This is a genomic window from Kluyvera sp. NPDC087067 (genome assembly GCF_044745165.1).
In the GTDB taxonomy this organism is placed as follows: domain Bacteria; phylum Pseudomonadota; class Gammaproteobacteria; order Enterobacterales; family Enterobacteriaceae; genus Kluyvera.
The window spans coordinates 285,867-310,043 of the sequence record NZ_JBIUZS010000001.1 but is presented as its reverse complement, the minus strand read 5'-3'; the positions used below and the strand labels follow the sequence as shown (position 1 = coordinate 310,043).

Annotated in this window: 27 protein-coding genes; 21 read left to right on the top strand and 6 right to left on the bottom strand. The window is 54.0% G+C overall.

Annotated elements, in window-relative coordinates; genetic code table 11:
• Positions 1 to 57: 57 nt before the first annotated feature.
• The 3 genes from ACIPDS_RS01325 to ACIPDS_RS01315 form a co-directional block, all read right to left on the bottom strand.
• Positions 58 to 804, bottom strand: coding sequence for an SAM-dependent methyltransferase (locus ACIPDS_RS01325; RefSeq protein ID WP_400732068.1), 747 nt, complete (start codon positions 802 to 804; stop codon positions 58 to 60).
• 10 nt (positions 805 to 814) lie between these two features.
• Positions 815 to 1,072, bottom strand: coding sequence for a YjhX family toxin (locus ACIPDS_RS01320; protein ID WP_400732067.1), 258 nt, complete (start codon positions 1,070 to 1,072; stop codon positions 815 to 817).
• Between the two features lie 293 nt (positions 1,073 to 1,365).
• Positions 1,366 to 1,737 (bottom strand): NirD/YgiW/YdeI family stress tolerance protein, encoded by a 372-nt coding sequence (locus tag ACIPDS_RS01315; protein ID WP_400732066.1) that lies wholly within the window; start codon positions 1,735 to 1,737, stop codon positions 1,366 to 1,368.
• Between the two features lie 298 nt (positions 1,738 to 2,035).
• Here ACIPDS_RS01315 and ACIPDS_RS01310 point away from each other — a divergent pair, with 298 nt between their 5' ends.
• Positions 2,036 to 2,944, top strand: a complete 909-nt coding sequence (locus tag ACIPDS_RS01310) for an SDR family oxidoreductase (protein ID WP_400732065.1) — start codon at positions 2,036 to 2,038, stop codon at positions 2,942 to 2,944.
• 48 nt (positions 2,945 to 2,992) lie between these two features.
• Here ACIPDS_RS01310 and ACIPDS_RS01305 read toward each other — a convergent pair whose 3' ends face one another.
• Positions 2,993 to 3,784, bottom strand: a complete 792-nt coding sequence (locus ACIPDS_RS01305; RefSeq protein WP_400732063.1) for a PhzF family phenazine biosynthesis protein — start codon at positions 3,782 to 3,784, stop codon at positions 2,993 to 2,995.
• 273 nt (positions 3,785 to 4,057) lie between these two features.
• Between ACIPDS_RS01305 and ACIPDS_RS01300 the strand changes: the two genes are divergently transcribed.
• The 20 genes from ACIPDS_RS01300 to ACIPDS_RS01205 all read left to right on the top strand — a co-directional run bounded on the left by ACIPDS_RS01300 (position 4,058) and on the right by ACIPDS_RS01205 (position 22,812).
• Complete coding sequence (locus tag ACIPDS_RS01300; protein ID WP_400732061.1) at positions 4,058 to 4,624, top strand: TetR/AcrR family transcriptional regulator; 567 nt, start codon at positions 4,058 to 4,060, stop codon at positions 4,622 to 4,624.
• A 21-nt stretch (positions 4,625 to 4,645) separates the two neighbouring features.
• The gene (locus ACIPDS_RS01295; protein WP_400732059.1) at positions 4,646 to 5,455 is read left to right on the top strand and encodes a transcriptional regulator; all 810 of its coding nucleotides are present in this window, start codon (positions 4,646 to 4,648) and stop codon (positions 5,453 to 5,455) included.
• On the top strand, positions 5,455 to 5,973 hold the full coding sequence (locus ACIPDS_RS01290; protein WP_400732058.1) for a FidL-like protein: 519 nt from the start codon (positions 5,455 to 5,457) through the stop codon (positions 5,971 to 5,973). Before ACIPDS_RS01295 ends, ACIPDS_RS01290 begins: the two co-directional genes overlap by 1 nt.
• Before the next feature lie 830 nt (positions 5,974 to 6,803).
• Entirely contained in the window at positions 6,804 to 7,082 is a 279-nt protein-coding gene (locus ACIPDS_RS01285) for a BMC domain-containing protein (RefSeq protein ID WP_010634659.1), read from the top strand.
• A gap of 17 nt (positions 7,083 to 7,099) precedes the next feature.
• Entirely contained in the window at positions 7,100 to 7,384 is a 285-nt protein-coding gene (locus ACIPDS_RS01280) for a BMC domain-containing protein (RefSeq protein WP_062778384.1), read from the top strand.
• A 14-nt stretch (positions 7,385 to 7,398) separates the two neighbouring features.
• The gene (locus ACIPDS_RS01275) at positions 7,399 to 7,677 is read left to right on the top strand and encodes a BMC domain-containing protein (RefSeq protein ID WP_015585230.1); all 279 of its coding nucleotides are present in this window, start codon (positions 7,399 to 7,401) and stop codon (positions 7,675 to 7,677) included.
• Between the two features lie 52 nt (positions 7,678 to 7,729).
• Entirely contained in the window at positions 7,730 to 9,310 is a 1,581-nt protein-coding gene (locus ACIPDS_RS01270; RefSeq protein WP_400732056.1) for an acetaldehyde dehydrogenase (acetylating), read from the top strand.
• A 25-nt stretch (positions 9,311 to 9,335) separates the two neighbouring features.
• Positions 9,336 to 9,593, top strand: coding sequence for a EutN/CcmL family microcompartment protein (locus ACIPDS_RS01265; protein ID WP_166514311.1), 258 nt, complete (start codon positions 9,336 to 9,338; stop codon positions 9,591 to 9,593).
• 14 nt (positions 9,594 to 9,607) lie between these two features.
• Positions 9,608 to 10,750, top strand: a complete 1,143-nt coding sequence (locus ACIPDS_RS01260) for a 1-propanol dehydrogenase PduQ (protein WP_400732055.1) — start codon at positions 9,608 to 9,610, stop codon at positions 10,748 to 10,750.
• Between the two features lie 126 nt (positions 10,751 to 10,876).
• Entirely contained in the window at positions 10,877 to 14,263 is a 3,387-nt protein-coding gene (gene cutC, locus ACIPDS_RS01255) for a choline trimethylamine-lyase (protein WP_400732053.1), read from the top strand.
• Positions 14,264 to 14,312: 49 nt separating this feature from the next.
• Complete coding sequence (gene cutD, locus ACIPDS_RS01250; RefSeq protein WP_166514314.1) at positions 14,313 to 15,260, top strand: choline TMA-lyase-activating enzyme; 948 nt, start codon at positions 14,313 to 14,315, stop codon at positions 15,258 to 15,260.
• Positions 15,261 to 15,271: 11 nt separating this feature from the next.
• On the top strand, positions 15,272 to 15,667 hold the full coding sequence (locus tag ACIPDS_RS01245; protein ID WP_166514315.1) for a BMC domain-containing protein: 396 nt from the start codon (positions 15,272 to 15,274) through the stop codon (positions 15,665 to 15,667).
• Positions 15,664 to 16,284 (top strand): phosphate propanoyltransferase, encoded by a 621-nt coding sequence (locus tag ACIPDS_RS01240; RefSeq protein ID WP_400732051.1) that lies wholly within the window; start codon positions 15,664 to 15,666, stop codon positions 16,282 to 16,284. The genes ACIPDS_RS01245 and ACIPDS_RS01240 overlap by 4 nt, the downstream gene beginning before the upstream one ends.
• A gap of 11 nt (positions 16,285 to 16,295) precedes the next feature.
• Positions 16,296 to 16,973 (top strand): hypothetical protein, encoded by a 678-nt coding sequence (locus ACIPDS_RS01235; RefSeq protein WP_400732049.1) that lies wholly within the window; start codon positions 16,296 to 16,298, stop codon positions 16,971 to 16,973.
• Between the two features lie 16 nt (positions 16,974 to 16,989).
• Positions 16,990 to 17,400 carry a multidrug efflux SMR transporter gene (locus ACIPDS_RS01230; RefSeq protein WP_166514318.1) on the top strand — a complete coding sequence of 137 codons (411 nt, stop codon included), beginning with the start codon at positions 16,990 to 16,992 and terminating at the stop codon, positions 17,398 to 17,400.
• A 17-nt stretch (positions 17,401 to 17,417) separates the two neighbouring features.
• A complete protein-coding gene (locus ACIPDS_RS01225; protein ID WP_062778399.1) occupies positions 17,418 to 17,747 on the top strand; it encodes a multidrug efflux SMR transporter in 330 nt (109 codons plus the stop codon).
• A gap of 461 nt (positions 17,748 to 18,208) precedes the next feature.
• Positions 18,209 to 19,186 carry a TRAP transporter substrate-binding protein gene (locus ACIPDS_RS01220; protein ID WP_400732046.1) on the top strand — a complete coding sequence of 326 codons (978 nt, stop codon included), beginning with the start codon at positions 18,209 to 18,211 and terminating at the stop codon, positions 19,184 to 19,186.
• Positions 19,187 to 19,246: 60 nt separating this feature from the next.
• The gene (locus ACIPDS_RS01215; RefSeq protein WP_166514321.1) at positions 19,247 to 19,756 is read left to right on the top strand and encodes a TRAP transporter small permease; all 510 of its coding nucleotides are present in this window, start codon (positions 19,247 to 19,249) and stop codon (positions 19,754 to 19,756) included.
• Positions 19,757 to 19,785: 29 nt separating this feature from the next.
• On the top strand, positions 19,786 to 21,072 hold the full coding sequence (locus ACIPDS_RS01210; RefSeq protein ID WP_400732044.1) for a TRAP transporter large permease: 1,287 nt from the start codon (positions 19,786 to 19,788) through the stop codon (positions 21,070 to 21,072).
• Between the two features lie 171 nt (positions 21,073 to 21,243).
• Positions 21,244 to 22,812: an EAL domain-containing protein gene (locus tag ACIPDS_RS01205; RefSeq protein WP_400732042.1), complete on the top strand. Its 1,569-nt coding sequence runs from the start codon at positions 21,244 to 21,246 to the stop codon at positions 22,810 to 22,812.
• Here ACIPDS_RS01205 and ACIPDS_RS01200 read toward each other — a convergent pair.
• Entirely contained in the window at positions 22,791 to 23,150 is a 360-nt protein-coding gene (locus tag ACIPDS_RS01200) for a hypothetical protein (protein WP_166514324.1), read from the bottom strand. The two genes, ACIPDS_RS01205 and ACIPDS_RS01200, sit on opposite strands and share 22 nt — an antisense overlap.
• Before the next feature lie 266 nt (positions 23,151 to 23,416).
• A complete protein-coding gene (gene dsbG / locus ACIPDS_RS01195) occupies positions 23,417 to 24,175 on the bottom strand; it encodes a thiol:disulfide interchange protein DsbG (protein ID WP_400732041.1) in 759 nt (252 codons plus the stop codon).
• Positions 24,176 to 24,177 lie beyond the last annotated feature (2 nt).

The window sequence follows — 24,177 nt, the reverse complement described above, 5'->3', positions numbered from 1 at the left end:
GAAACTGGCTCATCATGAATGGGTATCGTCTTTCGACGATACCCATTGTGTTTTAAATTAACGTCGCATTAATGCAAAAACACCCCAGCCAAAATACTCTCTGGTAAAGCTAACATGGCGCTCAGGCGCTATCGTCAGCTCCGCTCTTACCTCCGGCGCAAAGTCGTCATCAGGATTGGCCGTCAGCCAACGGCGCAGCGTCAGCCATTTTGCGGCTTCATATCTGTCCCACCCTTCCTGGTCTGCCAGCACCATTTCCACGACGTCGTACCCCAATGTCGCAAACGAGGAGACCAGCTCAGGCAGAGTGAGAAAATCAGCCAGCGAGGTTGCCCCACAGGCTTTCGCAATATCCTGCGTAGCAGGAACCTGGCGCCAGTAAGGTTCACCGATAAGCAGCATTCCGCCGGGCTTCAGGCTTTGCTCCAATAACTCGAGGGTGCCTGCAACGCCGCCGCCAATCCAGGTGGCCCCAATGCAGGCGGCAATGTCGCATTTATCCGCTGCGACATAGCCCGCGGCGTCGTTATGCTCAAAATGAACGTGTTCACTGACGCCCAGCTCCTCGGCTCGCCGTATAGCCTGTTCGGTGAACAGTGGACTCATATCAATACCGATGCCGGTAATCGCGTGATCGCGCGCCCAGGTGCAAAGCATCTCCCCCGAGCCGCTGCCCAAATCAAGAATGCGCGCACCAGGCGTCATCCGTAAAACACGCCCCAGCGTGGCATACTTTTCCGGGGTGAAGGGATTATGAATGCGGTGTTTACTTTCGCTAATGGTAAAAATACGTGGGATATCCATTATCCTCTCCTTAACGGTTGTCTAATTGAGCGCGAACGTTGTTCAGCCCCGTGGTGTTAATACGGTAGGGCTGACCATTGACGGACTTAATGAGTTTCTTGGTTTTGAGTTTTTTAAACACGCTGAGCGTGCAGTCGCTAAGCAAAAATCCTTCGCGGCTGTAGCATTCAACGGAAGTGACGCGGCCTGAAGCATCGCGGACGTGCGCAATACGTCCACCTTTGGCGAGAACGTGTAAGGTACGTTGTTCCTGACGGGATAAATTCATACTGGAAAACCTGTGTCATCATCATGGCAAAACGTGCAAACACACGGCGGTGTTCGCAGACAATTTCGGCGCATTGATAATCAGTCCGGCCTGAAAAGGTCGGGAAGCTGATTATCAGATGATTACATTTTCCAGCATCAAAGCCTCGGGGTGAGTTGAGAGTTATTTACGTGATGAATAATAACACGCAATTTTTATAGGTGTATTCAGCAGAGTCAAAAATGTGACGCACTTCGGGATTTTCCCCTGAAGCCGGTTTAAATCCCCCTCGGGCCGAGAAACAGGCAATGTGATTATTGTACGCTGCTCACACGCACTACCGGCGGCTGCATTTTTTTATCCAGACTGCCATGAATGCGGATTGTGTGCTCCGGTTTGACCGTGCGTCCATGAAACGCCGCAAGCGGGATCTGCACGTGCATGGTGCCGGTTTTATCCTGCAAGGTATATTTGTCCCCCTCCTGATGCGCCACCAGCTTGCCGCGTAAGGCAATCGTTGCGCCGTCGTCCATCGTCTGGACTTCTTTAATCGTGGTGAGTGGAATATCTTCGCTACCGTGCTGACCATCGGCTAACGCGTGAGGAGACGGTGGCGCTGAAGTCTCAACCGCAAAAGCGCCAGGAATAATAAGAAAAGCTAATAACGGCATCGTCGAAAATTTCATCTCCGCCCCTTTTTGCAGTGAACTTCATTTATTAAGTGTGGTTACTAATTCTTCATCCTGCAAGAATAAATAGTCTTAAAGGATAATATCGTTACAAATCATCTTATTGACAAAAATATAAATAAGACTTTTGCATTGATCGACCAGAATAATAATTCAATCAATAAATCAAACAGTTACATGATAAACACCTGTTTTATTAGACTGACATCAAAACAAAGATAAGAATATTCAACGGCCACTTCCGTCGATTTTGCTCTACGCTTATAAATCGTTGCAGAAAAAAGAGAGATTATTAATGTCTAATCAAAACAATCATAAAGAAGCCACCAACAAAACTCATTCAGGAAAATTTCCTGTTCCTCCTTTTCCTCGCCAGAAACAATCTTTTCCAGGACTTGCCTGCAAAATGGATCCCCGCCCGGACCACGGGGAAGAGAGCTACAAGGGTAGCGGCCGACTTAACGGCAGAAAAGCCTTAATCACCGGGGGTGATTCCGGTATTGGCGCTGCGGTGGCGATTGCTTTCGCCCGTGAAGGGGCAGATGTGGCGATTAATTATCTGCCAGCCGAAGAAGAGGATGCCCGTTCGGTCATCGAACTGATTGAAAAAGCGGGGAAAAAGGCGGTTGCCATCCCGGGTGATATCCGTGATGAAGCATTTTGCCAGCAACTGGTTTCGCAGGCGGCCGATGCGCTGGGCGGTCTTGATATTCTCGTCAATAATGCCGGACGTCAGCAATTCTGTGAGTCAATTGAAACACTCACTACAGAGGCATTTGACGCAACGTTTAAGACCAACGTGTATGCCATGTTCTGGATCACCAAAGCCGCTGTTCCCCATCTACAGCAAGGTAGCGTGATTATTAATACCACCTCGGTACAGGCTTATGAACCGAGTGAAATTCTGCTGGACTATGCCCAGACCAAAGCCTCTATCGTGGCTTTTACCAAATCCCTTGCCAAACAGTTAGGCCCTAAAGGAATACGGGTAAATGCGGTGGCACCGGGCCCATACTGGACGGCGCTGCAATGTTGTGGCGGTCAGACGCAGGAGAAGTTAGAACAGTTTGGCGCGTCTGCCCCTCTTGGCCGTCCGGGTCAGCCCGTGGAAATAGCGCCGCTGTACGTCACGCTGGCAGCGGAAGAAAACAGCTACACCTCAGGTCAGGTCTGGTGCTCTGACGGCGGGACCGGTACGCTGTAACGTTACGGGTGATTCGCAGGCGTGATACCACGCCTGCGGTCGTCCTATTCAGCGCAATAGCACCTTTCCAATAAGATAGGTTGTCGCCTGACCGCCTATAAGCACCCGCTCCCCTGCCAGCTGACAGCGTAAATCCCCGCCGCGTGCTGAGATCTGACGCGCCAGCATTTGCGTTTTGCCCTGCTTTTCCGCCCAGTAAGGAATGAGCATACTGTGCGTTGAACCGGTCACTGGGTCTTCCGCCACCGCTTCGCCTGGGCAGAAGAAACGGCTGACAAAGTCATACTCGCCCTCACCCGGGGCAGTCACGCAAACCATTTTTCCTAATGGGATCATGGCGTCAATATTCGGGCGTAGCGCCTCAAGCTGCTGCTGATTGTCCAATACCACCATATAATCGCGCGCCACCCGCACTTCCTGATAGCGGCTGATACCTAACGCTTCAAGCAGCAACGGCGGCGGCTGAATGGACTCGGTTTCCCAGGCAGGAAAATCAAGCGTAAGCCAATCACCGTTACGCGTCACCGTCAACGGCCCCACGAAGCGGGTATCGAAATGGATAGCGGTGTGTGGATAATCAAGGTATTCAAAAATGATATGCGCGGCGGCAAGCGTAGCATGCCCGCAGAGATTAATTTCCCCCTGCGTGGTAAACCAACGTAGCTCGAAGCCATCGTCGGTGGTGACGAAAAACGCGGTTTCTGACTGATTATGCTGCTGAGACATTTTCAATAAGATCTCATCAGGCAACCATTCGGTGAGAGGACAAACCGCTGCGGCGTTCCCTCCAAAAGTCACGGTGCTAAAAGCATCAACCATGTAAAAATCAATTTCTTTCATGACATAACCTTCTCATTTTTCTCGGGACCGTCCACGCTCTACCATGACATGACCGGGCGTAAAGTCGAATGCTTTTATGCACAATCATGTCTTTATTCACCGCAAACGGTGTCGACCGGATTGTACGAAGTATCAGCCACATGCCGTCGCGCTTTCCTGGCCATACGACGAATTGTGACCCCGCGCGCATTACCCACAATCACTTTACGGACATCTCGTCGCTTTTGATCGCTATCAAAAATAAACATACCGTCTGGTCGGTATGATCCCGCCATGAACATGGAAGCCCAACACCGCAAAAAAGATCCGGTTCGGTTGCATCAGCAGCTGCTGGAATCGGCCGCAATGATTGCCGGTCGGGATGGTATCGCCGCCCTGTCGCTTAACGCCGTCGCCCGTGAGGCGGGAGTGAGTAAAGGCGGATTGATACACCACTTTCCCAATAAACAGGCGCTTATTTTCGCGCTGTTTGCCCGGCTGCTGGCGATTATGGAAGAAGCTATCACCGCGCTAATGCGCGATGACGGCGTCAGTTACGGTCGATTTACCCGCGCCTATCTGAACTATCTTGCCGACCTGACGGATACGCATGAAAGCCGCCAGCTGATGGTGCTGTCGCTTGCAATGCCCGATGAACCGGTGCTTCGCCAATGCTGGCGCGACTGGATGCTGGGCCATCTTGCCCAGGGCGATGCGTTAGACAACGGCCCCACCGGGACGCTTGTGCGCTATGCCGCAGACGGTATCTGGCTCTCTGAGTTGACGGAAGGGATAACGATGAGCGCCGAGCATCGACGGGCACTGGTCGCCTCCCTTAATAAGATGACGCTTCCCGCGTGAAGCACACAGGCTGAGGCCGCGATGCGCTACAACATCAATGCCCGTTTTATTTATGACGCCTCCGATGGCACGCTGACGCTGCCGGATAGCAACGAACCGGACAGCCAGCTGTCGATCACCGCCAGCGCCCTGCTGTACTTTTTCCTGCGCAATACGGGCATCATAAGCCGGGAAGAAGTGTTAAAAAAAGTGTGGGATGACAATGGATTAACGTCATCTAACAGCAATCTCAATCAGTATCTGAGCATGCTGCGTAAGACCTTCCGCCACTATGGTATCGACAATATTATCGTCACCGTGTCACGCGGCTATTTGCAGCTCAACCCGGATGTCAGTATTGAAGCGCTTGATGAGTTAGCGCCGCCGCTGCCTGAATCGCCTGCCCCAGCGGATGTGGAAATCATTGCGGAACCGTTGCCGGTTGCAGAGCAAAAACCGCTCCCGCGCACAGGTCATGCGCGCGGTACGTGCTGGTATATGGCTGGCGCCTGCCTGCTCACCATCTCGCTGCTGCTGGTTATTTTTAGCTGGGTGGGGATTGGTGAATCACGTCCTATCGCCCTGACCCTTATCAGCCACAGCCAGTGTGAACTGCTGGCGAGCGACGAAATGCTGCGTTCCGTCAGTGCCGATGCTTACGGAAAAAATTTCGACGAGGTACGCCAGCGCCTAAACGTTGCCTGTAAACCCGGGGAACGTTTCCTGTTCTTCTATGGTGACAGGCTCGAGACTAACGGGCTGGGCCGCGTGTTTCTCGCACACTGCGCGATGCATGAAGACAATCCGTTTAGCTACTGCGATAACTACTTTTACTACTCCTGGAAGCCGTAATGAGACTCGCACCGCGTCCGTTCTTTGCCCTTTGCGTTTTGGTGTTTATCGCCGCCGTCGGCTTCTGCGCTTGGCACCTTTTGCCGGCGGTCAATGACGGTGCCATGAGCTGCTCCACCAAAGGCATCATGCGTTTTGAAAACATGGATAAGGAGAACGTTAACGGCAGCATTCACTTTAACTTTGGCGCTCAGGGTAAGGGGTCGATGGTGGTTGAAGGTTATACCGATTCCGCCGCCGGGTGGTTGTATCTTCAGCGCTATGTCAAATTCACCTACAGCAGCAAACGGATTTCCGCTACTGAGCGCCATTACCGGATCAATAAATGGGAGTCCAGCGCCTCGTCTATTGATGAATCGCCCGACGTGATTTTTGACTACTTTATGCGCGAGATGTCTGATAGCCACGATGGGCTGTTTTTAAACGCGCAGAAGCTTAATGACAAAGCGATTTTACTTAGTTCGATTAATTCACCGTTGTGGATTTGTACGCTGAAATCCGGTAGTAAGCTGGACTGATCTGCGACGTATCCTGATGTGACTACTTGCCGGTGCAAATCTCATGCTTGTCAGTTAGGGGGCTGGATCTTTAGGTTCATCTCACTGTTGCGCTCCTTTTGAAGATTTAGCCATATAAAATGCGCGAGTGCTGGGAGCGCGCAAGGGGCGGCCAATCGCCGCCGCCCCCTGCACCCCCGGGCTCTGGCGGCAAAATCGCCGCTGCGCGGTTCCCTCAGCTTTTCCCTTCCGGCTTCGGGTCGGGCGCGAGTTTACATCCCTGTAAACCGCACCCTCAGCCCACATCCCTGTGGGCTGCCCCGGCCTACAGGGAACGCTTCGGCGATTTAGACGCCACCTGAATCCGTGCGGTCTTTAAGTTAAAAGCTAAAACCAATCGTTCTGAAATCGGCAAGCCGGAGGATGCAAGGTATTACCAGGTGAACTTCATCCCACGCTTAACTGACAACCATTACGTCGAAAAAACCGCATTTTTTGTATTTAGCCTTCACGGCAAAACATGCGCCCGCCCACAGTTAGCGCCGCCCTCTGTTACCCGCATTTTTTAATTATTTAGCAATTTAGCAACATTTTCTGGTGGCTCGTTAAGTGCCAAAGAAATCGCCTTATTGTTCCTGAAATCTGATGTGCCTCTTCAGCATAAAGAGATAAATAGAAGGCTAAATAAGGCTAATTACTAGTATAAAAATCTAATTATTTATTACCCGCGGATTTAAATTCCACTCAATTTGCCACGCCCTATAGTGACCTTCGAACGCCGCTGCCGTGGGTTAACGCCGTGACACGGACGGTTTTCCTGAAATCACACAACCTGTCCAGAGGAATAAACCATGGGTGATGCATTAGGGCTTATCGAAACCAAAGGTCTGGTGGCCTGTATTGAAGCTGCGGATGCGATGTGCAAATCCGCCAACGTCGAGCTGATTAGCTACGAGAACATCGGCTCTGGCCTCGTCACCGTGATGGTGAAAGGCGACGTTGGCGCGGTGAAAGCGGCGGTCGATTCCGGCGTGGAATCTGCACAACGCATCGGGGAAGTGGTGACGTCGCTGGTGATTGCGCGTCCGCATAACGACATCAACAAAATTGTCATTAAACACAAGGCGTAACCGCCAGGAGAACGCAAATGGGTGATGCATTAGGTCTGATTGAAACCAAAGGTCTGGTGGCTTGTATCGAAGCGGCAGATGCAATGTGTAAAGCCGCCAACGTCGAGCTCATTGGCTATGAAAACGTCGGTTCTGGTCTCGTTACCGCCATGGTGAAAGGCGATGTCGGCGCGGTGAAAGCAGCGGTCGATTCCGGCGTGGAATCCGCACAGCGCATTGGTGAAGTGGTGACGTCGCTGGTGATTGCGCGTCCGCACAACGACATCAGCAAGATTATCTCGCACTACAAAATTATCGAGTAAACGGAGAGAACATGATGAAAGAAGCGCTTGGTCTGATTGAAACCAAAGGTCTGGTGGCCTGTATCGAAGCGGCAGATGCAATGTGTAAAGCCGCCAACGTCGAGCTGATTGGCTATGAAAACGTCGGTTCCGGTCTCGTTACCGCCATGGTGAAAGGCGATGTCGGCGCGGTGAATGCGGCGGTGGACTCCGGCGTCGAAGCGGCAAAACGCATCGGTGAAGTGGTGACCTCTCGCGTGATTGCGCGCCCGCACAATGACATCGAAAAAATCGCGTCGCAGCACAAAGCATGACTGACCGGGTACGCCCCGTCTGCACTCTTTTAGTCTGATGAAGGATAGACTCATGATTGAACTGGATACCGATTTGCTCTCCCGCCAGAACGCGAGAGAACGGGTGCGCAACGCCAAAAAGGCGCAGGCAATTTTCGCCACCTTCTCACAACAGCAAATCGATGCCATCGTGAAGAACGTGGCCCAGGAAGCGGCGCACCACGCCGAATCGCTGGCGAAAATGGCCGCAGAAGAAACCGGCTTTGGCAACTGGCAGGATAAAGTCCTGAAGAACCGTTTTGCCTCGCTGCGCGTTTACGACGCCATCAAAGATATGAAGACCGTCGGCATCATTCATGACGATCAAGAGAAAAAAGTGATGGACGTGGGCGTACCGCTGGGCGTGATCTGTGCGCTGGTGCCGTCAACCAACCCGACCTCAACCGTTATCTACAAAACGCTGATTGCGCTAAAAGCCGGTAACGCCATTATCTTTTCGCCGCATCCTGGCGCGCGTCAGTGTAGCTGGAAAGCGATTGAGATTGTCAAACGTGCCGCCGAAGCGGCGGGCGCCCCGGCAGGGATTGTCGATGGTATAACCGAACTGACGCTTGAAGCCACCTCAGAACTGATGCACAGCAAAGACGTGTCGCTGATTCTGGCGACCGGCGGTGAAGGCATGGTACGCGCGGCCTACGCGTCCGGCACGCCAACCATCAGCGGTGGCCCGGGCAACGGCCCGGCGTTTATCGAACGTAGCGCCGATATTCACCACGCGGTGAAAGATATCATTACCAGCAAAACCTTCGATAACGGCGTGATCTGCGCCTCCGAGCAGTCGATCATCGTCGAACGCTGCATTTACGATGAAGTCCATCGCGAACTGGAAGCTCAGGGCGCGTACTTTATGAACGAAAGCGAAGCGGCGAAAATGGCGGCCCTGCTGCTGCGGCCTAACGGCGCGATCAACCCGAAAACGGTCGGCAAAACCGCGCTGTATCTGAGCCAGATGGCCGGTTTCTGCGTTCCCGCCAGCACCCGCGTGCTGATTGCCGAACAGACCACCGTGGCGCATTCCAACCCCTACTCCCGCGAGAAGCTGTGCCCGGTACTCGGTCTGTACGTGGAAGAGAACTGGAAAGCCGCCTGCCACCGCGTGATGGAGCTTCTGACCAACGAAGGTCTTGGCCATACGCTTGTGATCCACACCCGCAACCAGGACGTTATCCGCCAGTTCTGCCTGGAAAAACCGGTTAACCGCATTCTCATCAATACGCCAGCGGCGCTCGGCGGCATTGGTGCCACCACCAATATCACCCCTGCCCTGACGCTCGGTTGCGGCGCGGTAGGCGGCGGTTCCAGCTCAGATAACGTCGGGCCGATGAACCTGATCAACATCCGCAGAGTGGGCTACGGCGTGCGCTCTATTGACGAACTGCGAGCACCGGGCAGCCGCGCGGAGCCTCAGCCATGCATCACCACGCCTGCCGCCTCTGCGCATCGCAGCATCCTTGATGATGCCCGTTTCACCTCTGCGGCCCCTGCAACGCATGGCGATGACCGCTTTGCGGCGAGCGCAAGCGTTGAGGATGAAATCAGCGAGCAGAACGTGGAGCGCGTCATCCGCCAGGTGCTGGAACGCCTTGGTAAGTAACACACTGATATAAGGCGATAAAACAATGATTCTCGCAAAGGTAGTCGGACATGTCGTCGCCACGCAAAAGTGCGATGAGCTACGCGGAAGCAACCTGCTGCTTATCAGCAAATTAGATGACTCGCAGCAGCCGATGCCAAACCAGACCTGGGTCGCCGTCGATAGCGTGGGCGCAGGCATGCATGACATCGTGCTGGCGGAAGAGTATCTGGCGCTCAACAAAGATCGTTATAAGGCGATGTCGGTGGTTGCCATTGTCGAGAACGTGTTTCGGGACGCTTAGGAGTGAATAACCCAATGAGTGAATTTTTACTGAAACCGCGGATCCGCTTTGGACAGGACGCCCTGTCGACGCTTGCCGAAGTCCCCGCCCACAACGTACTGCTGGTGACCGACCAGGCGATGGTCAAGTTTGGCCTCGCCGCCCGCGTTACGCAGATCCTGCGCCAGCGCGGTATCACTTTCCAGGTCTGGGACGATGTGGTCGCTGACCCGGATATCGCCACCGTGGTGCGCGGTATGAAGCGGATGGATAACAGCTACCCGGATCTGGTGATAGCACTCGGCGGCGGTTCGGTGATTGATGCCGCCAAAGCGGTTATTTTCGCCCTGGCGCAAACCCGTCCGAACGATAGCCGCAAGCCGCCCTGCTTTGTGGCTATTCCCACCACCAGCGGCACCGGTTCGGAAGTGACCAGCTTTTCCGTGGTGAAAGCCCACTCTGAAAAACTGGTGCTGGTTGACCCATCGCTGCTGCCGGATATCGCCATTCTAGATCCAACGCTTGTGGCCTCGGTGCCACCGGCTATCACCGCCGATACCGGAATGGACGTGCTGTGTCACGCGCTGGAAGCCTATGTTTCCCGGGCGGCCAGTGACTTTTCCGATGCGCTCGCGGAGAAGGTCGTACAGCAGGTATTTCGCTATCTGCCGACCTGCTGGCGCGACGGTAAGGATCTCGTGGCGCGCGAAAAAATGCACAACGCCTCCTGCATGGCGGGCATGGCCTTCACCAACGCCTCGCTGGGTATTACCCACAGTCTGGCGCACGCACTCGGCGGCGTGTTCCGCGTCCCGCACGGTCGCGCTAACGCGTTGTTGATGGCGGAAGTGGTGGCATGGAATGCGGATTTCCACGGCCAGTGCGATACCGATGCCGCCCGCAAATACGCCCGATTGGCCCATCTGCTGGACTTACCGGCACAGACCCCGCGGGAAGGTGTCGCCAGTCTGCTGGTCGCCATTGCGGCCTTAAAAGATGAAATGCAGATGCCTGCGGGAATAAAAGACACCGACGTTGAAACCGCCGATTTTGACGACCGATTGGCAGACATGGTGAGCCAGGCGCTGCGCGACAGCTGTACGCCGACAAACCCACGCACGCCGGACGCTCAAGCACTCACCGAACTCTATCGCCGGGCATGGACCGGTAACAGATAACCGATTGTTCATCAGGCTATTCGTAGGCCGGGTAAGGCGTTAGCCGCCACCCGGCAGGAATACGGACACTGTATCCACAGCCGGGTTGTCATCAACCGCGGAAAAAGAACATCTGGAGAATACTACATGGCACACTACAGCTTAACGCCGCGCGTCAAAGTGTTGGCAGAACGTTTACTCTCACAAAAAAGCACTCTGTGCACCGAACATGCCACCACGCTGAACGCCCTTGATAGCGATATCGCGGGGGTTCCTGCCGCCGTCAAACCGGCGCGCCGCTTCTATGAACTGATGCGCCAGCTGCCGCTCAACATCAGCGCCGACGAGCTGATTGTCGGCAACCAGACCCGCAAGCCGCACGGCGCAATTTTCCACGACGAAAGCGCCGCCCGTCGCCCTTCCGCGTTCCAGTTTCTCAACCTGAACAGCGACCTCGACTCGCCGGATTACAAGCTGGTGGTCGAAAAAGGCGTATTGGCGATTAAACATCAGCTGGAAGAGAAAACCCGCGCGCTGGGCAGCGCCGTCAGCCGCAGCGGTATGGACGAAGTCAACGGCTGCCGCGCGGCCATCTACGCCTGCGATGCCCTGATGGCGCTGGCGCAAAATCTGGCTAACAGCGCGGAAACCCTGGCCGCTGCTGAAACCAACGCTTACCGCAAAGCGGAACTGCTGGACAGCGCCGCCATTCTGCACCACGTTCCGGCGCATCCGGCGCGCAGCTTTAAAGAAGCCTGCCAGGCGTTCTACCTGTTCCAGCTGGCGCTCCAGTTGGACAACGGCAGCTACGCCGTCAACCCGGAAGGGGCGGACAAAGCCCTGCTGCCTTACTATCAGCACGATATCAACAGCGGCGCATTGTCGCAGCAGCAGGCGTATGAAATCGTCGAATCGCTGTGGTTCAAACTGGCGGAGCTAAGCGAAGTGCGCGCCGCCTGCGCTATCGACGGCTATCCGATGTTTGACGCCATGCTGCACGGCGCAAGCCTTGAAAATGCGCGCATTAACGACCTCTCCGACATGTTCCTTAGCGCGCAGCAAAACCTCAGCGCCCTGCATCTGCCGGTACGGCTGTTCAGCGGCGCGCAGAAAATCTCGAGCACGCCGTTTGCCGCCACCAGCGAAATGCCAACGGCTGAAGGCTTAACCCCACGCATGCAGCGCCTGCGCAACCACTACCTGACCGTGCGCCCGAGCGTCTCTATCTACCGCGCGCTGGCATTTACCGAAGTGGTGAAAGCCAATCCGGGGATGCCGACCATTCTGCTGCGCGCCAAAGCCTTCCGCCACGCCTGCGAAACCGCGCCGATTCTGATTCAGGACGACGAGCTGATCGTCGGTCATCCGTGCGGCAAGCCGCGTGCGGGCGCATTCTCGCCGGATATCGCCTGGCGCTGGGTCCGCGACGAACTGGACACCATGAGCACCCGTCCACAGGATCCGTTTGAGATCAGCGAAGAAGATAAGAAAACCATCCGCGAAGAGATCGTGCCGTTCTGGGAAGGCCGTTCGCTGGATGAGATCTGTGAAGCCCAGTACCGCGAAGCGGGCGTGTGGGCATTTAGCGGCGAGACCTTCGTCAGCGACCTCTCCTATCACCAGATCAACGGCGGCGGCGACACCTGCCCGGGCTACGACGTGCTGCTGTTCACCAAAGGGATGAACGGCATTAAGGCCGACGCCGAGGCGCATCTCGCCAGCCTGAGCATGGAAAAACCGGAAGATATCGACCGTATCTACTACTACAAGGCGGCGATTGAAACCTGCGAAGGGGTCATTAACTACTCGCACCGCATCGCCGCGCGCGCCCGTGAACTGGCAGCCCTTGAGCAGAACGCCCAGCGTCGCGCCGAGCTGCTGACCATCGCCGAAGTGAACCAGAACGTTCCGGCGAACCCGCCGAAAACCTTGCAGGAAGCGCTGCAAAGTATCTGGACCGTGGAATCGCTGTTTGAAATTGAAGAGAACCAGACCGGGCTGTCGCTGGGTCGCGTCGACCAGTATTGCTACCCGATGTTCGAAGCCGATATCCGTGAAGGCCGTCTGACTCACGATAGCGCGCTGGAGATGATGCAGGCGTTTATCATCAAGTGCGCCGAGCTGATGTGGATGTCGAGCGAGCTGGGAGCGAAATATTTCGCCGGTTATCAGCCGTTTATCAACCTGACCGTTGGCGGTCAGAAGCGCTCCGGCGGCGATGCCTGTAACGACCTGACCTACCTGATCATGGACGCCGTGCGCTTTGTGAAGGTTTACCAGCCGTCGCTGGCCTGCCGTATTCACAACCAGTCGCCGCAGAAGTATATGGAAAAAATCGTCGACGTGGTGAAAGCGGGCATGGGCTTCCCGGCCTGTCACTTCGATGACTCGCATATCAAGATGATGCTGCGCAAAGGCTTTGATTTCGAAGACGCGCGCGATTACTGCCTGATGGGCTGCGTCGAGCCGCAGAAATCCGGCCGCATCTATCAGTGGACCTCCACCGGTTATACCCAGTGGCCGATTGCCATCGAGTTCGTCTTAAACCGTGGTCGCATGGTGCTGTTCGATAGCTATCAGGGGCTGGATACCGGCGACCTGCGCGACCTGCACACCTTCGAAGAATTCGACGCGGCGGTGAAACAGCAGATTGCCCATATCGTACGCCTGTCGGCTATCGGTACGGTTATCAGCCAGCGCGTGCACCGCGACGTGGCGCCGAAACCGCTGATGTCGCTGCTGGTGGAAGGCTGCATGGAGCAAGGCAAAGACGTTGCAGCCGGTGGCGCGATGGTCAACCACGGGCCGGGGCTGATTTTCTCTGGTCTTGCAACCTACGTCGACTCGATGGCGGCGATTCGCAAGCTGGTATTCGAAGATAAGAAATACACCCTCGAGCAGATGCGCGACGCGATGCTGGCGAACTTCGAAGGCTTTGAAGGCCTGCGCCGCGACTGCCTCAATGCGCCGAAATACGGCAACGATGATAACTACGTTGACCAGTACGCGCTGGATATCACCGAGTGGACCGAGCGCGAGTGCCGTAAGTACAAAATGCTCTACTCCACACTGAGCCACGGCACCTTGTCTATCTCTAACAACACGCCGATTGGCGAGCTGACCAACGCTACGCCGAACGGTCGCCTGGCGTGGATGCCGCTCTCCGACGGCATCAGCCCAACCCAGGGCGCGGATAAACAAGGACCGACGGCGATCATCAAGTCGGTGAGCAAGATGAACGTCGAAACCATGAACATCGGCATGGTGCATAACTTCAAGTTCCTCAAAGGGCTGCTGGATACCCCGGAAGGACGCCACGGCCTGATTACCCTGCTGCGCACCGCGTCGATTCTCGGCAACGGCCAGATGCAATTCAGCTATGTCGATAACGAAGTGCTGAAAAAAGCCCAGCAGGAGCCGGAAAAATACCGCGACCTGATCGTCCGCGTGGCGGGGTACAGCGCCTACTTCGTGGAGCTGTGCAAAGAGGTACAGGACGAAATCATCAGCCGTACGGTGATTGAGAAGTTCTGATTAACGGAACCTAAAGGACAAGGACGTCCAACGTTTTCAGGAGGCAAGCGTGACAGGAAAGACAGAATTAACCGGGCGCATTTTTAACATCCAGAAGTACTCCATTTACGACGGCGACGGTATTCGCACGCTGGTGTTTTTCAAAGGCTGCAATATTCGCTGCCCGTGGTGCGCCAACCCTGAAGGGCTTTCAAGCCAGTTTCAGGTGATGTTCTCGCAGGATAAATGCATTAACTGCGGCGATTGCGTCAACGTCTGCCCGGCGGGGATTCACTATCGCGCGGAAGAAAACGGCGAGATGAAGCACTTCGTCAACCGCAATAAAGACTGTATCGGCTGCCGCAAGTGTGAAGAGATTTGCACCCAGAATGCGCTGGATATTATGGGCAAAGACGTCACCGTCAGCGAGCTGATGGACATCATTATGCAGGACTATGATTTCTACATTTCCTCCGGCGGCGGCGTGACCATCGGCGGCGGTGAAATGAGTCTGCAAACCGATTTTGCCGTCGCGCTGTTTAGTGAATGCAAAAAAATGATGCTCAATACCGCCGTCGAAACCCAGGGCACCACGCCGCTGGCAAACTATCAGAAGCTGGCGCCGGTCACCGATACCTTCTTATTCGACATCAAGCAGATTGACAGCGATCACCATAAGGCGCTGTTCGGCATCGGTAACGAAGGAGTGCGGCGCAATCTGGAGTGGCTGGTGGACTCAGGGGCCAACGTGATTGTGCGTATGCCGCTGGTTCGGGGCTATAACGACTCCTGGGAGGCCATCACCGGGGCCATCGACTATGTTCAGAAGCTGGCGAAGCGCGGCAATATCCGCCGTATCGATATGCTGCCGTACCACCAGTTGGGACGTAAGAAATATGAGCGTCTGGAGATGCCCTACCCCATCTTAAAAGACCCGACCTACAGCGTGGAAGAGCTGAACAAGCTGGAAGCCTTTTTTGCGCAATTTGATTTTGATATTCGCTTAGTTCGTCACTAAAGGAGCCGATCATGAAAAGTTTAGGCGTCATTGAAACGCGAGGATTAGTCGCCGCCATTCAGGCCGTAGATGCAGCCTGTAAAGCCGCAGGCGTGACCTGTATCGGCTATCGTAAAGTCGGTTCCGGGCTGGTGAGCGTCTGCTTTGAAGGTGAGATCAGCGCCGTGCATACCGCCATTGAACGCGGTGTGGAAGTGGCCTCAGCCACCGACGCCGAGGTTCACTCGCTGGTGATTGCCCGCCCGGAACGCTGCATCGTCGATGCACTCAGCAATCTGAAGGGGCATCCACCGCGGGCAAAAGCGCCGGTCACGACGGTTATCGACGCACCGGTTATCGAGCCGCAGGCACCCGCGCCGATTAGCGAGGATAAGAACGCGGCGCATAAGAAAGGGAAAAAGGCATGATTGACACCCTGCTACGAGAAAAGATCGTCGCCCGGTTGCACGAAGCGGCACCGACGATTCCGGTGGGAATTTCTAATCGCCATGTGCATCTGGCACAGCAGGACGTCGAGGCGTTATTTGGCAAGGGCTACACTTTAACGCCGCTGAAGCCGCTGCGTCAGCCGGGGCAGTTTGCCGCCGAAGAGTGCGTGACCATCGTCGGGCCAAAAGGCTCGCTGAAAAACGTCCGCGTGCTGGGGCCAACCCGTCCCGTCACCCAGCTTGAGGTGTCGCGCGCTGATTGCTTTACGCTGGGCATCAGCGCACCGGTTCGCGAGTCCGGTCAGTTAGAGAAAGCCGGTGACGCGCTGCTGGTCGGGCCGAAGGGCCACGTCGATTTGCATTCGCAGGTGATCTGCGCCTGGCGGCATATTCATATGTCGCCGCAGGACGCCCGCCGGTTGAATGTGGTTAACGGACAGAAGGTGAGCGTGCGCAGCGCCGGAGAACGCCAGCTTACCTTTGATGAGGTGGTGGTACGAGTTCGCGAAGATTTCGCGCTCGAGTTCCATATCGATACCGAAGAAGCGAATGCTGCCGGGCTGAAAAACGGCGCGCAGGTGACGCTCGTTCGCTAAGGGAGGCCAGCATGACCGATGCACAGACAGAACGTCTGGTAACACTGATCCTCGCGCGTTTGCAGCCGCCGGTGTTGGTGATGGTGACGCAAGCGTTGGGGTATCGCCACGTGATCCGCCAACGGCTGGCGGGATGCGGCGAGCGGCTGCATCTGGCGCTGGAGAGTGACATTGCCGACGGCGAACAGTGGCGCGAGTTGGGTGAGACGCTACCCGACTGGCAGCGCGCGCTGCCGCAGACTCGCTATAAAGCGCTACTGCTGCCGTTTCTCGATTACCCGCTGGCGGCAGAACTGGTGAGCGGTACGCTGCAAAGTCCGGTCGCACGTCGGCTGCACGATGCGCTATTGGCCGGGATCCCGGTGCTGGCTTTGCGCTATCACTGCGACCCGCGCAGCGAGCTAAACCAACTGCGCGGTTGTAGCGACAACAGTCGGTACGCCGCGCATGTTGAAGCGACGCTCTCCCGATTAACGGCGATTGGCGTCACGCTTTGTACCCTGAATGAAATGCTGGAAAAACTGGCCTCGGGCACAGACCGGCCGACCGCTGATGCGACGACCCGCCGTTATCTGACTGTCACAGATATCGTCAATAATCCGTCGCTGGCCGGGGCGCCCAACGTTGTACTGACCGATGCTGCCGTCGATTTTATTAAAGCAAAGCAAAAAACTGACCTCGATAATTAACCCTGGAGTTTAGATTATGTCTTCTAAAACAAAATGCTGGCTATGGATGCTGTTGGTTATCCTGTCAGAAACCTCAGCCACTTCCACCCTTAAAATGTTCGATACCAGCGAAGGGGCCACTAAAACCCTGCTGCTGGCGCTGATCGTCGTGCTCTACTGTGTTTGTTACTACTCCTTGTCGCGTGCGGTGAAAGATATCCCGGTTGGTCTGGCTTATGCCACCTGGTCCGGCACCGGCATTCTCGTTGTCTCAACGTTAGGTATGGCCTTCTACGGCCAGCATCCTGACACTGCTGCCGTGATTGGTATGGTCATTATTGCCAGCGGCATCGTGATTATGAATCTGTTCTCAAAAATGGGTCATGAAGAGGAAGAAGAAACGCCACCTACGCCGGTTTCTACCCTCGAGAAAAAAATCGCCAACTAACGCACAAGGAATAGCATATGTTTAATCTCGGATTTTTATGGCTGGCACTGTCTATCGGTTCTGAAATTACCGGCACCTCAATGATTAAAAAAACCAATGGCTTCAGCCGCCTGTGGCCATCGGTGCTGGTGGTGTGCGCCTATTCGCTGTGCTACTTCGCGCTAACCCGCGCTATGAGCACGATTCCAGTGGGCGTGGCCTACTCGCTGTGGTGCGGTTTTGGCATCGTCGGCGTGACCATTTGCTCAATGATCCTCTATAAGCAAAAACCCGACTTACCGGCTATTTTCGCTATGGTATTAATTATTAGCGGCGGAATTATCATGAACGTGTTCTCCGGGATGTAAGTCCGGCCCCCCTTTCTCATCGTTCATGGGAAAGGGGGTTATTAGCGTGAAAATCGTGCTTCATAAAACCGCCCCGCCTTTCCTTTTTTCATAACACCCTCAACTTTCATTATCAGCATTAATATTAATGTTATTAATAAATATTACGATTAATGCGTGACAGAATATTTATGTTTTATTTTTAATGAAACAAAATAAGTGATAGCACTCACATCACTGAACCTCTCACGTGCATTTACCCGTCAAAAACCCGAAGCCACCAACACTTTTGAAACGCCGTGCCATTTTTAAGCGCGTCATTTCTTTTTTTGTGAAGAACATCATCGTAATAACTTGTTACACCTATTAGTCTGGCCCGGTAACATCGTTAAAGTCATTGTTCACCGTCTTCTCACCCGGGCGGTTATTACTCTGAATAGTATTTTCATTAATGGATATTAATAAGTGTCTGGAGACGGAAAATGAAACTGACGAAAACCCTGTTAAGTTTATGTATTGGTACGACCCTCTTATTGAGCACCCACGCCACCGTGGCCCAAACCCTCCGCGCCGCTGACGTCCATCCTGCTGATTATCCTAACGTTGTCGCCGTTAAACATATGGGTGAAAAACTCAACGCTGCCACCGACGGCCGACTGGATATCAAGACCTTTCCCGGCGGCGTACTGGGTGATGAAAAACAGATGATTGAGCAGGCCCAGCTTGGCGCCATTGATATCATCCGTGTATCAATGGCGCCCGTGGCCGCCATTTTGCCTGAGATTAACGTCTTTACCCTGCCCTATATCTTCCGCGATGAAACGCATATGCACCACGTTCTCGACGGTATGATTGGCCAGGAAATCGGCGACCGGCTGACCGGAAACAGCAAGTCTCGTCTGGTATTCCTCGGCTGGATGGATGCCGGAACCCGTAACCTGATTACCAAAGCGCCGGTGGTCAAACCCGAAGACCTCAAGGGCATGAAGATTCGCGTCCAGACTAGCCCGGTTGCACTCGACACCTTAAAAGCCATGGGTGCAAACGCCATCGCGATGGGCACCAGTGAAGTGTTCAGCGGGATGCAAACCGGCGTGATTGACGGCACCGAAAATAACCCGCCAACCTACGTCGCCCATAACTATTTACCGGTTGCGAAGAACTTTACCTGGAGTAAACACTTCATCATGCCTGAACTGTTCCTGTTTTCTAAACCAAAATGGGACAAGCTGAAAAAAGAAGATCAGCAATTAATTTTAAAACTGGCTAAAGAAGCCCAGATTGAACAGCGCGAATTATGGGAAGCCTATAATGCTAAATCTCTCGAAACGATGAAAGCCAACGGCGTTCAGTTCCACGATATCGATACCAAAGCATATTATGACGCCACTCAATCGGTGCGTGATAAATATGGTAAAGACCATCAGGATCTCATCAAGAAAATTCAGGATGTGAAGTAACACTTTAGTTGGGCGAATGATTTCGCCCAACTACAGCCTAAATAATTCGAGGTCATTATTATGGATGAACGCTATTCGTCAGTCATGGATATTATCTACCGAATCTCCATGTGGATTGCCGGAATTGCATTATTAGTTATGGTGGCAGTTATTCCCGTGGGTATTTTCGCCCGTTACGTGATGAACAGCGCGCTGTCCTGGCCCGAGCCGGTGGCTATTTTATGTATGGTGACCTTTACCTTTATTGGTGCGGCGGTCAGTTATCGTGCAGGTTCCCATATTGCGGTCAGCATGGTCACCGACCGTCTGGGAGAAGGCGCTCGCCGCCTGTGCTTAATTCTGGCCGACATAACGATGATGGCCATCAGCCTGTTTATTTTGTGGTACGGCACTCTGCTGTGCTACGAGCTGTGGGAGCAACCGGTCGCTGAGTTCCCGTTATTAACCGCAGGAGAAAATTACCTGCCGCTGCCTATTGGTTCTGCCATCACCGTGCTTTTCATCATTGAGAAGCTCTGGCGCGGCCCGCAGTACCAACGTCCTGTCGTGATGCTGGGTTCCACCAGTTAACCCCCCTACTTTTGAGAAAAGGAAAGCAGATGGACGCATTTATTCTCGTTTTTACGCTGGCAATTATGCTGGCGATTGGGGTGCCGGTGGCCTTCGCAGTCGGCATTAGCGCGATTATCGGTGCCTGGTATATTGATATCCCGCTGGAAGCGGTCATGATCCAGCTCACCAATGGGGTCAATAAATTCTCCTTGCTGGCCATCCCGTTCTTTATTCTGGCCGGGGCCATTATGGCGGAGGGCGGTATCGCCCGCAGACTGGTGAACTTTGCCTATATTTTCGTCGGTTTTATTCGCGGCGGACTCTCACTGGTGAATATCGTGGCCTCCACTTTCTTCGGCGCGATTTCGGGTTCTTCGGTCGCCGATACGGCATCCATCGGTTCGGTGATGATCCCGGAAATGGACAAAAAAGGCTATCCGCGTGACTTTGCCGCCGCCGTCACCGCCAGCGGTTCCGTACAGGCCATTCTCACCCCGCCTAGCCATAACTCGGTGATTTATTCGCTGGCAACGGGCGGTACGGTTTCCATCGCCGCACTGTTTATCGCCGGTATTCTGCCTGGCTTGTTGCTGAGCCTATCGCTGATGGTCATGTGCGTGTGCTTCGCCAACAAACGCGGCTATCCGAAAGGTGAACGCGTGCCCTTCCGCCAGGCATTGAAGATTTTCGTCGATACTCTGTGGGGTTTGATGACCGTAGTCATCATTATGGGTGGGATCTTATCCGGCATCTTTACCGCCACCGAATCTGCGGCAATTGCCTGTCTGTGGTCGTTCTTCGTCACCATGTTTATCTATCGCGATTACAAATGGTCTGAACTACCAAAGCTGATGTATCGCACGGTGAAAACCGTCACCATCGTTATGATTCTTATCGGTTTTGCCGCGGCATTCGGCGCCATCATGACTTACATGCAGCTGCCGATGCGTATTACCGAAGCCTTCACCAGCATCTCCGATAATAAGTACGTGATCCTGATGTGCATTAACATCATGCTGCTACTTATCGGTACGTTGATGGATATGGCGCCGCTGATTTTGATTCTCACCCCGGTGCTGCTGCCCGTCACTAACGCTTTGGGTATCGACCCGGTGCACTTCGGCATGATTATGCTGGTTAACCTCGGCATTGGCTTAATTACCCCGCCGGTCGGTTCGGTGCTGTTCGTGGCAAGTGCTGTGAGTAAGCAGAAAATTGAGCAAGTGGTGAAAGCGATGCTGCCGTTCTACGCGGTGCTGTTCCTCGTGCTGCTACTGGTGACCTATATCCCGGCCATTTCGCTGTTCCTGCCAAAATTCTTCGGCGTCCTTTAATCCTCGTTATTTCCCCTTCAGGTCAATCTGAAGGGGAAATTTTATACAATAACAATTCGAAAAGTCTGATAATAGGACCATTGTTTATGTTGATATAGCCGGACAGGGGACACATCGATATAATTTGCGCATTGGTTCTTCCCCACTCTGCTCGATCGTTAAGGATTATTGATGACCACACAGCGCCTGGTGAGACTCGTCACAAGCGTGCTGATTGTCTCAATCCTGCTTCCCATTATCCTCAGCCTGTGGCTGGCTCACCGTCAGGCCAATGACCTGTTCAATCAGGAAATGGACGGTTATGCCGACCGCATTCTGGCGCGTACCCAGCGTGTAAAAGACCAGGTCCGCACCGCGCTAAATGAAATCAATCGCTTTAAGGGCGAACCTTGTAGTCTGGAACATCTGCGGCAGCTACAAAAAGTGTCCTATATTCATCAATATATTCAAGGTATTTTTTATCTGGATAATGCCATTAAGCCCTGCGAACTGCTCAGGAATACGCTATCTCAGAAAGTGCCGAATTCTGAATTTGTCACTCCCGGCGGATACCGCGTGTGGTTAACATCGCGTTACGATCTGCAGACCAACGACAATATGATTGCCGTCAGTCGCGGGAAATATATGGTGATGATCGATCCTGACTCGATGATCGATGTGCTGCCGCATCCCGCCTACCCTCTTCATGCGGCAATCATTAGTACCCGTAACCATCGGGTTATCGCCAGCAACTATGCCATCGACCCGGATATCTGGCAAAACGCCCTCCACACCTTCCAACCGGTGATAGAACATAACGGTGTGGTGTATAAACAGCAGCTTCTTCCCCCGGTTGGCGGCATCTTATTAACCTGGTCTACGACAAATCCTATCGATAACAGTTGGTACCACCAGCTGCTTTTCTGGCTACCGGTTGGGTTAGTGCTTAGCGCGCTGGCTTCGTTCCTGATGCTGCGCATTTTGCGCCAGCTACAATCGTCCCACTACCGTATTCTTGATGCGATTAAAGCCGGGGAAATTACCGTTCACTATCAGCCTATCGTGGCGCTAAAAAGCGGCCGCATTATCGGCGCCGAGGCGCTAGCTCGCTGGCAGCAACCCGATGGGCACTGGCTGCCGCCGGACATGTTCATCCCTCTTGCTGAACAAACAGGGGTGATTACCCAGCTGACTGAGCATATTGTCAGCAGCGTGTTCAGCGAGATGGGGCGCTGGCTGGCGCAGCATCCAGAGCAGCATATTTCGATTAATATTGCGGCAACCGACCTCTATTCATCGACGCTACCCGCGTTGATGAGCCAGCAGTGCGCGCGTTGGGGCGTGGAGCCGAGCCAAATTGCCATTGAGTTAACCGAGCGCGTTCTGGTCTCCCCGGAAAAAGCGCTGCCGGTACTCCAGAGCTATCGCCAGGCGGGCCACCCGATTTATATCGATGACTTTGGTGTCGGCTATTCCAGCCTGAGCTATCTGCAAGAACTTGAGGTGGATACGCTCAAAATCGACAAATGCTTCGTCGACACGCTGGCGTGTAATCCGGTGACCGCCCATATCATTGAGATTGCTAAATCACTCAACTTATCGATGGTGGCCGAAGGCATTGAGAGCGAGTGCCAGCGCGACTGGCTGGTCGCGCACGGCGTGCAATCGGGTCAAGGTTGGCTGTATAGCCCGTCATTGCCGAAAAAAGCGTTTATGGCCTGGGCGCAGGAGAACCGGCGTCAGACCGACGCCGAGCGATAGTAAGGTAAAGACACCACGCTGACCGGGCTTTCCGAAAGTTTCTGGCAGTGCCGTAGCGTACTTTCTCCGGCATAGCGGAAAAGAAACTCATCGGTATGACTTTGATGGATAAGCAGATCGCCGTTGATAAATTTCACCAGATCCATGCCATCACGCGAGCGATGCCCGGCACCCACTTCAAAATGCCCATTCCACAGTTCAGAAACATGCTCATAGACGTGAAGCGTGATTTCCACGATGCCTCGCGATGGGCAGTGTAATCGCAGGTGCGTTGAGGTGAAGTTCAATGCCCAACTGGGCGCAGAAAGAAAAGCTAACAGTAAAAGTGCGTATTTCATTATCTCAGAAGAAGCCATCATTCAATTCAGGCGATCATTATACCCCATTGATGTATATCGTTTTTTGCGTCAACACAATAATCATTAAATAACGCTAATGTGATGTTGCGATTTGCGGAAATATCATTTCCGCCCGTCGATGGTAATAGAGAAAATAACGGAAGCAATACTTCCGCCTTGTCGACAAATAAGGGCGCGCCAGCGCAGGCGAGTGCTCAGCCTCCCCCACGCTCACGAAAGCACCTGATTAAAATACCATCAGCCCACTACGGCCTCGGGCCAAACATCTCAATCAGCTGTTTCTCATCCGGCATCCCCACCACCTGCTGAAGCTCATTACGATCATTCATATAATAAATAGCCGGCGTGGCGTTGGCGCCGAGCGAGTCCATCAGCTGCTGATGGTGTTGTAGAAGATTAAAGGTTTCACGCGGCGTGGCGCCGTCAAAGCGCGGCAGTTTTTTGCCCCCCGAAAGCTCGTATTCACGCCAGGCGCTGACCGGGTCGGGCGCGTTGAGGATGGCGGTGGCGTTGCGGCCACTTTTCGGGTTTAAGAACGCCACCATCAGCGTATTAAGCTGCACTTTACCCGCGGCGACCCACGGCTGGGCTGCCGACCAGAACGTTTTACAGTACGGGCAGAACGGGTCGGCAAAGACGAATACTTTACGCGGCGCGGTATCGGCTCCCTCTTTCAGCGCTTTGGTTTTGTTGAGGGTCTGCCACATCTCCCGACCGAGCGGGATGTAAATCTGTTCGGTGAAATAGCCTTCGCTAAGGTTTTTACCCTTGTCATCGTAGAGATAGCCCGAGATAACGTGCTGGCCATCGGGAGTTAAGAACAGGTTGACCCCCATATCCTGATACTGACCGACCCAGCTTTTCATGCCGCCGGGCGCCTGCACGGGCTTCAGATTGGTGATATTTTGCCGATCGCTAAAGCGTTTAACGATATCGGGAATAGTGTCCTGCGCATAGGCCAGAACGGGTGTCATCAGTAGAGCAGATAAAAGAATACGTTTCATCG

What these genes read in the sequence shown, in the direction of transcription:
- cutC (WP_400732053.1), top strand. Translation starts at nt 10,877, where the DNA reads ATGGCACACTACAGCTTAACGCCGCGCGTCAAAGTGTTGGCAGAACGT.
- ACIPDS_RS01210 (WP_400732044.1), top strand. Translation starts at nt 19,786, where the DNA reads ATGGACGCATTTATTCTCGTTTTTACGCTGGCAATTATGCTGGCGATT.
- ACIPDS_RS01270 (WP_400732056.1), top strand. Translation starts at nt 7,730, where the DNA reads ATGATTGAACTGGATACCGATTTGCTCTCCCGCCAGAACGCGAGAGAA.
- ACIPDS_RS01260 (WP_400732055.1), top strand. Translation starts at nt 9,608, where the DNA reads ATGAGTGAATTTTTACTGAAACCGCGGATCCGCTTTGGACAGGACGCC.
- ACIPDS_RS01300 (WP_400732061.1), top strand. Translation starts at nt 4,058, where the DNA reads ATGAACATGGAAGCCCAACACCGCAAAAAAGATCCGGTTCGGTTGCAT.
- ACIPDS_RS01240 (WP_400732051.1), top strand. Translation starts at nt 15,664, where the DNA reads ATGATTGACACCCTGCTACGAGAAAAGATCGTCGCCCGGTTGCACGAA.
- ACIPDS_RS01290 (WP_400732058.1), top strand. Translation starts at nt 5,455, where the DNA reads ATGAGACTCGCACCGCGTCCGTTCTTTGCCCTTTGCGTTTTGGTGTTT.
- ACIPDS_RS01205 (WP_400732042.1), top strand. Translation starts at nt 21,244, where the DNA reads ATGACCACACAGCGCCTGGTGAGACTCGTCACAAGCGTGCTGATTGTC.
- ACIPDS_RS01215 (WP_166514321.1), top strand. Translation starts at nt 19,247, where the DNA reads ATGGATGAACGCTATTCGTCAGTCATGGATATTATCTACCGAATCTCC.
- ACIPDS_RS01200 (WP_166514324.1), bottom strand. Translation starts at nt 23,150, where the DNA reads ATGAAATACGCACTTTTACTGTTAGCTTTTCTTTCTGCGCCCAGTTGG.
- ACIPDS_RS01325 (WP_400732068.1), bottom strand. Translation starts at nt 804, where the DNA reads ATGGATATCCCACGTATTTTTACCATTAGCGAAAGTAAACACCGCATT.
- ACIPDS_RS01220 (WP_400732046.1), top strand. Translation starts at nt 18,209, where the DNA reads ATGAAACTGACGAAAACCCTGTTAAGTTTATGTATTGGTACGACCCTC.
- dsbG (WP_400732041.1), bottom strand. Translation starts at nt 24,175, where the DNA reads ATGAAACGTATTCTTTTATCTGCTCTACTGATGACACCCGTTCTGGCC.
- ACIPDS_RS01245 (WP_166514315.1), top strand. Translation starts at nt 15,272, where the DNA reads ATGAAAAGTTTAGGCGTCATTGAAACGCGAGGATTAGTCGCCGCCATT.
- ACIPDS_RS01230 (WP_166514318.1), top strand. Translation starts at nt 16,990, where the DNA reads ATGTCTTCTAAAACAAAATGCTGGCTATGGATGCTGTTGGTTATCCTG.
- ACIPDS_RS01305 (WP_400732063.1), bottom strand. Translation starts at nt 3,784, where the DNA reads ATGAAAGAAATTGATTTTTACATGGTTGATGCTTTTAGCACCGTGACT.
- ACIPDS_RS01320 (WP_400732067.1), bottom strand. Translation starts at nt 1,072, where the DNA reads ATGAATTTATCCCGTCAGGAACAACGTACCTTACACGTTCTCGCCAAA.
- ACIPDS_RS01275 (WP_015585230.1), top strand. Translation starts at nt 7,399, where the DNA reads ATGAAAGAAGCGCTTGGTCTGATTGAAACCAAAGGTCTGGTGGCCTGT.
- ACIPDS_RS01295 (WP_400732059.1), top strand. Translation starts at nt 4,646, where the DNA reads ATGCGCTACAACATCAATGCCCGTTTTATTTATGACGCCTCCGATGGC.
- ACIPDS_RS01310 (WP_400732065.1), top strand. Translation starts at nt 2,036, where the DNA reads ATGTCTAATCAAAACAATCATAAAGAAGCCACCAACAAAACTCATTCA.
- ACIPDS_RS01265 (WP_166514311.1), top strand. Translation starts at nt 9,336, where the DNA reads ATGATTCTCGCAAAGGTAGTCGGACATGTCGTCGCCACGCAAAAGTGC.
- ACIPDS_RS01225 (WP_062778399.1), top strand. Translation starts at nt 17,418, where the DNA reads ATGTTTAATCTCGGATTTTTATGGCTGGCACTGTCTATCGGTTCTGAA.
- ACIPDS_RS01315 (WP_400732066.1), bottom strand. Translation starts at nt 1,737, where the DNA reads ATGAAATTTTCGACGATGCCGTTATTAGCTTTTCTTATTATTCCTGGC.
- ACIPDS_RS01235 (WP_400732049.1), top strand. Translation starts at nt 16,296, where the DNA reads ATGACCGATGCACAGACAGAACGTCTGGTAACACTGATCCTCGCGCGT.
- ACIPDS_RS01280 (WP_062778384.1), top strand. Translation starts at nt 7,100, where the DNA reads ATGGGTGATGCATTAGGTCTGATTGAAACCAAAGGTCTGGTGGCTTGT.
- ACIPDS_RS01285 (WP_010634659.1), top strand. Translation starts at nt 6,804, where the DNA reads ATGGGTGATGCATTAGGGCTTATCGAAACCAAAGGTCTGGTGGCCTGT.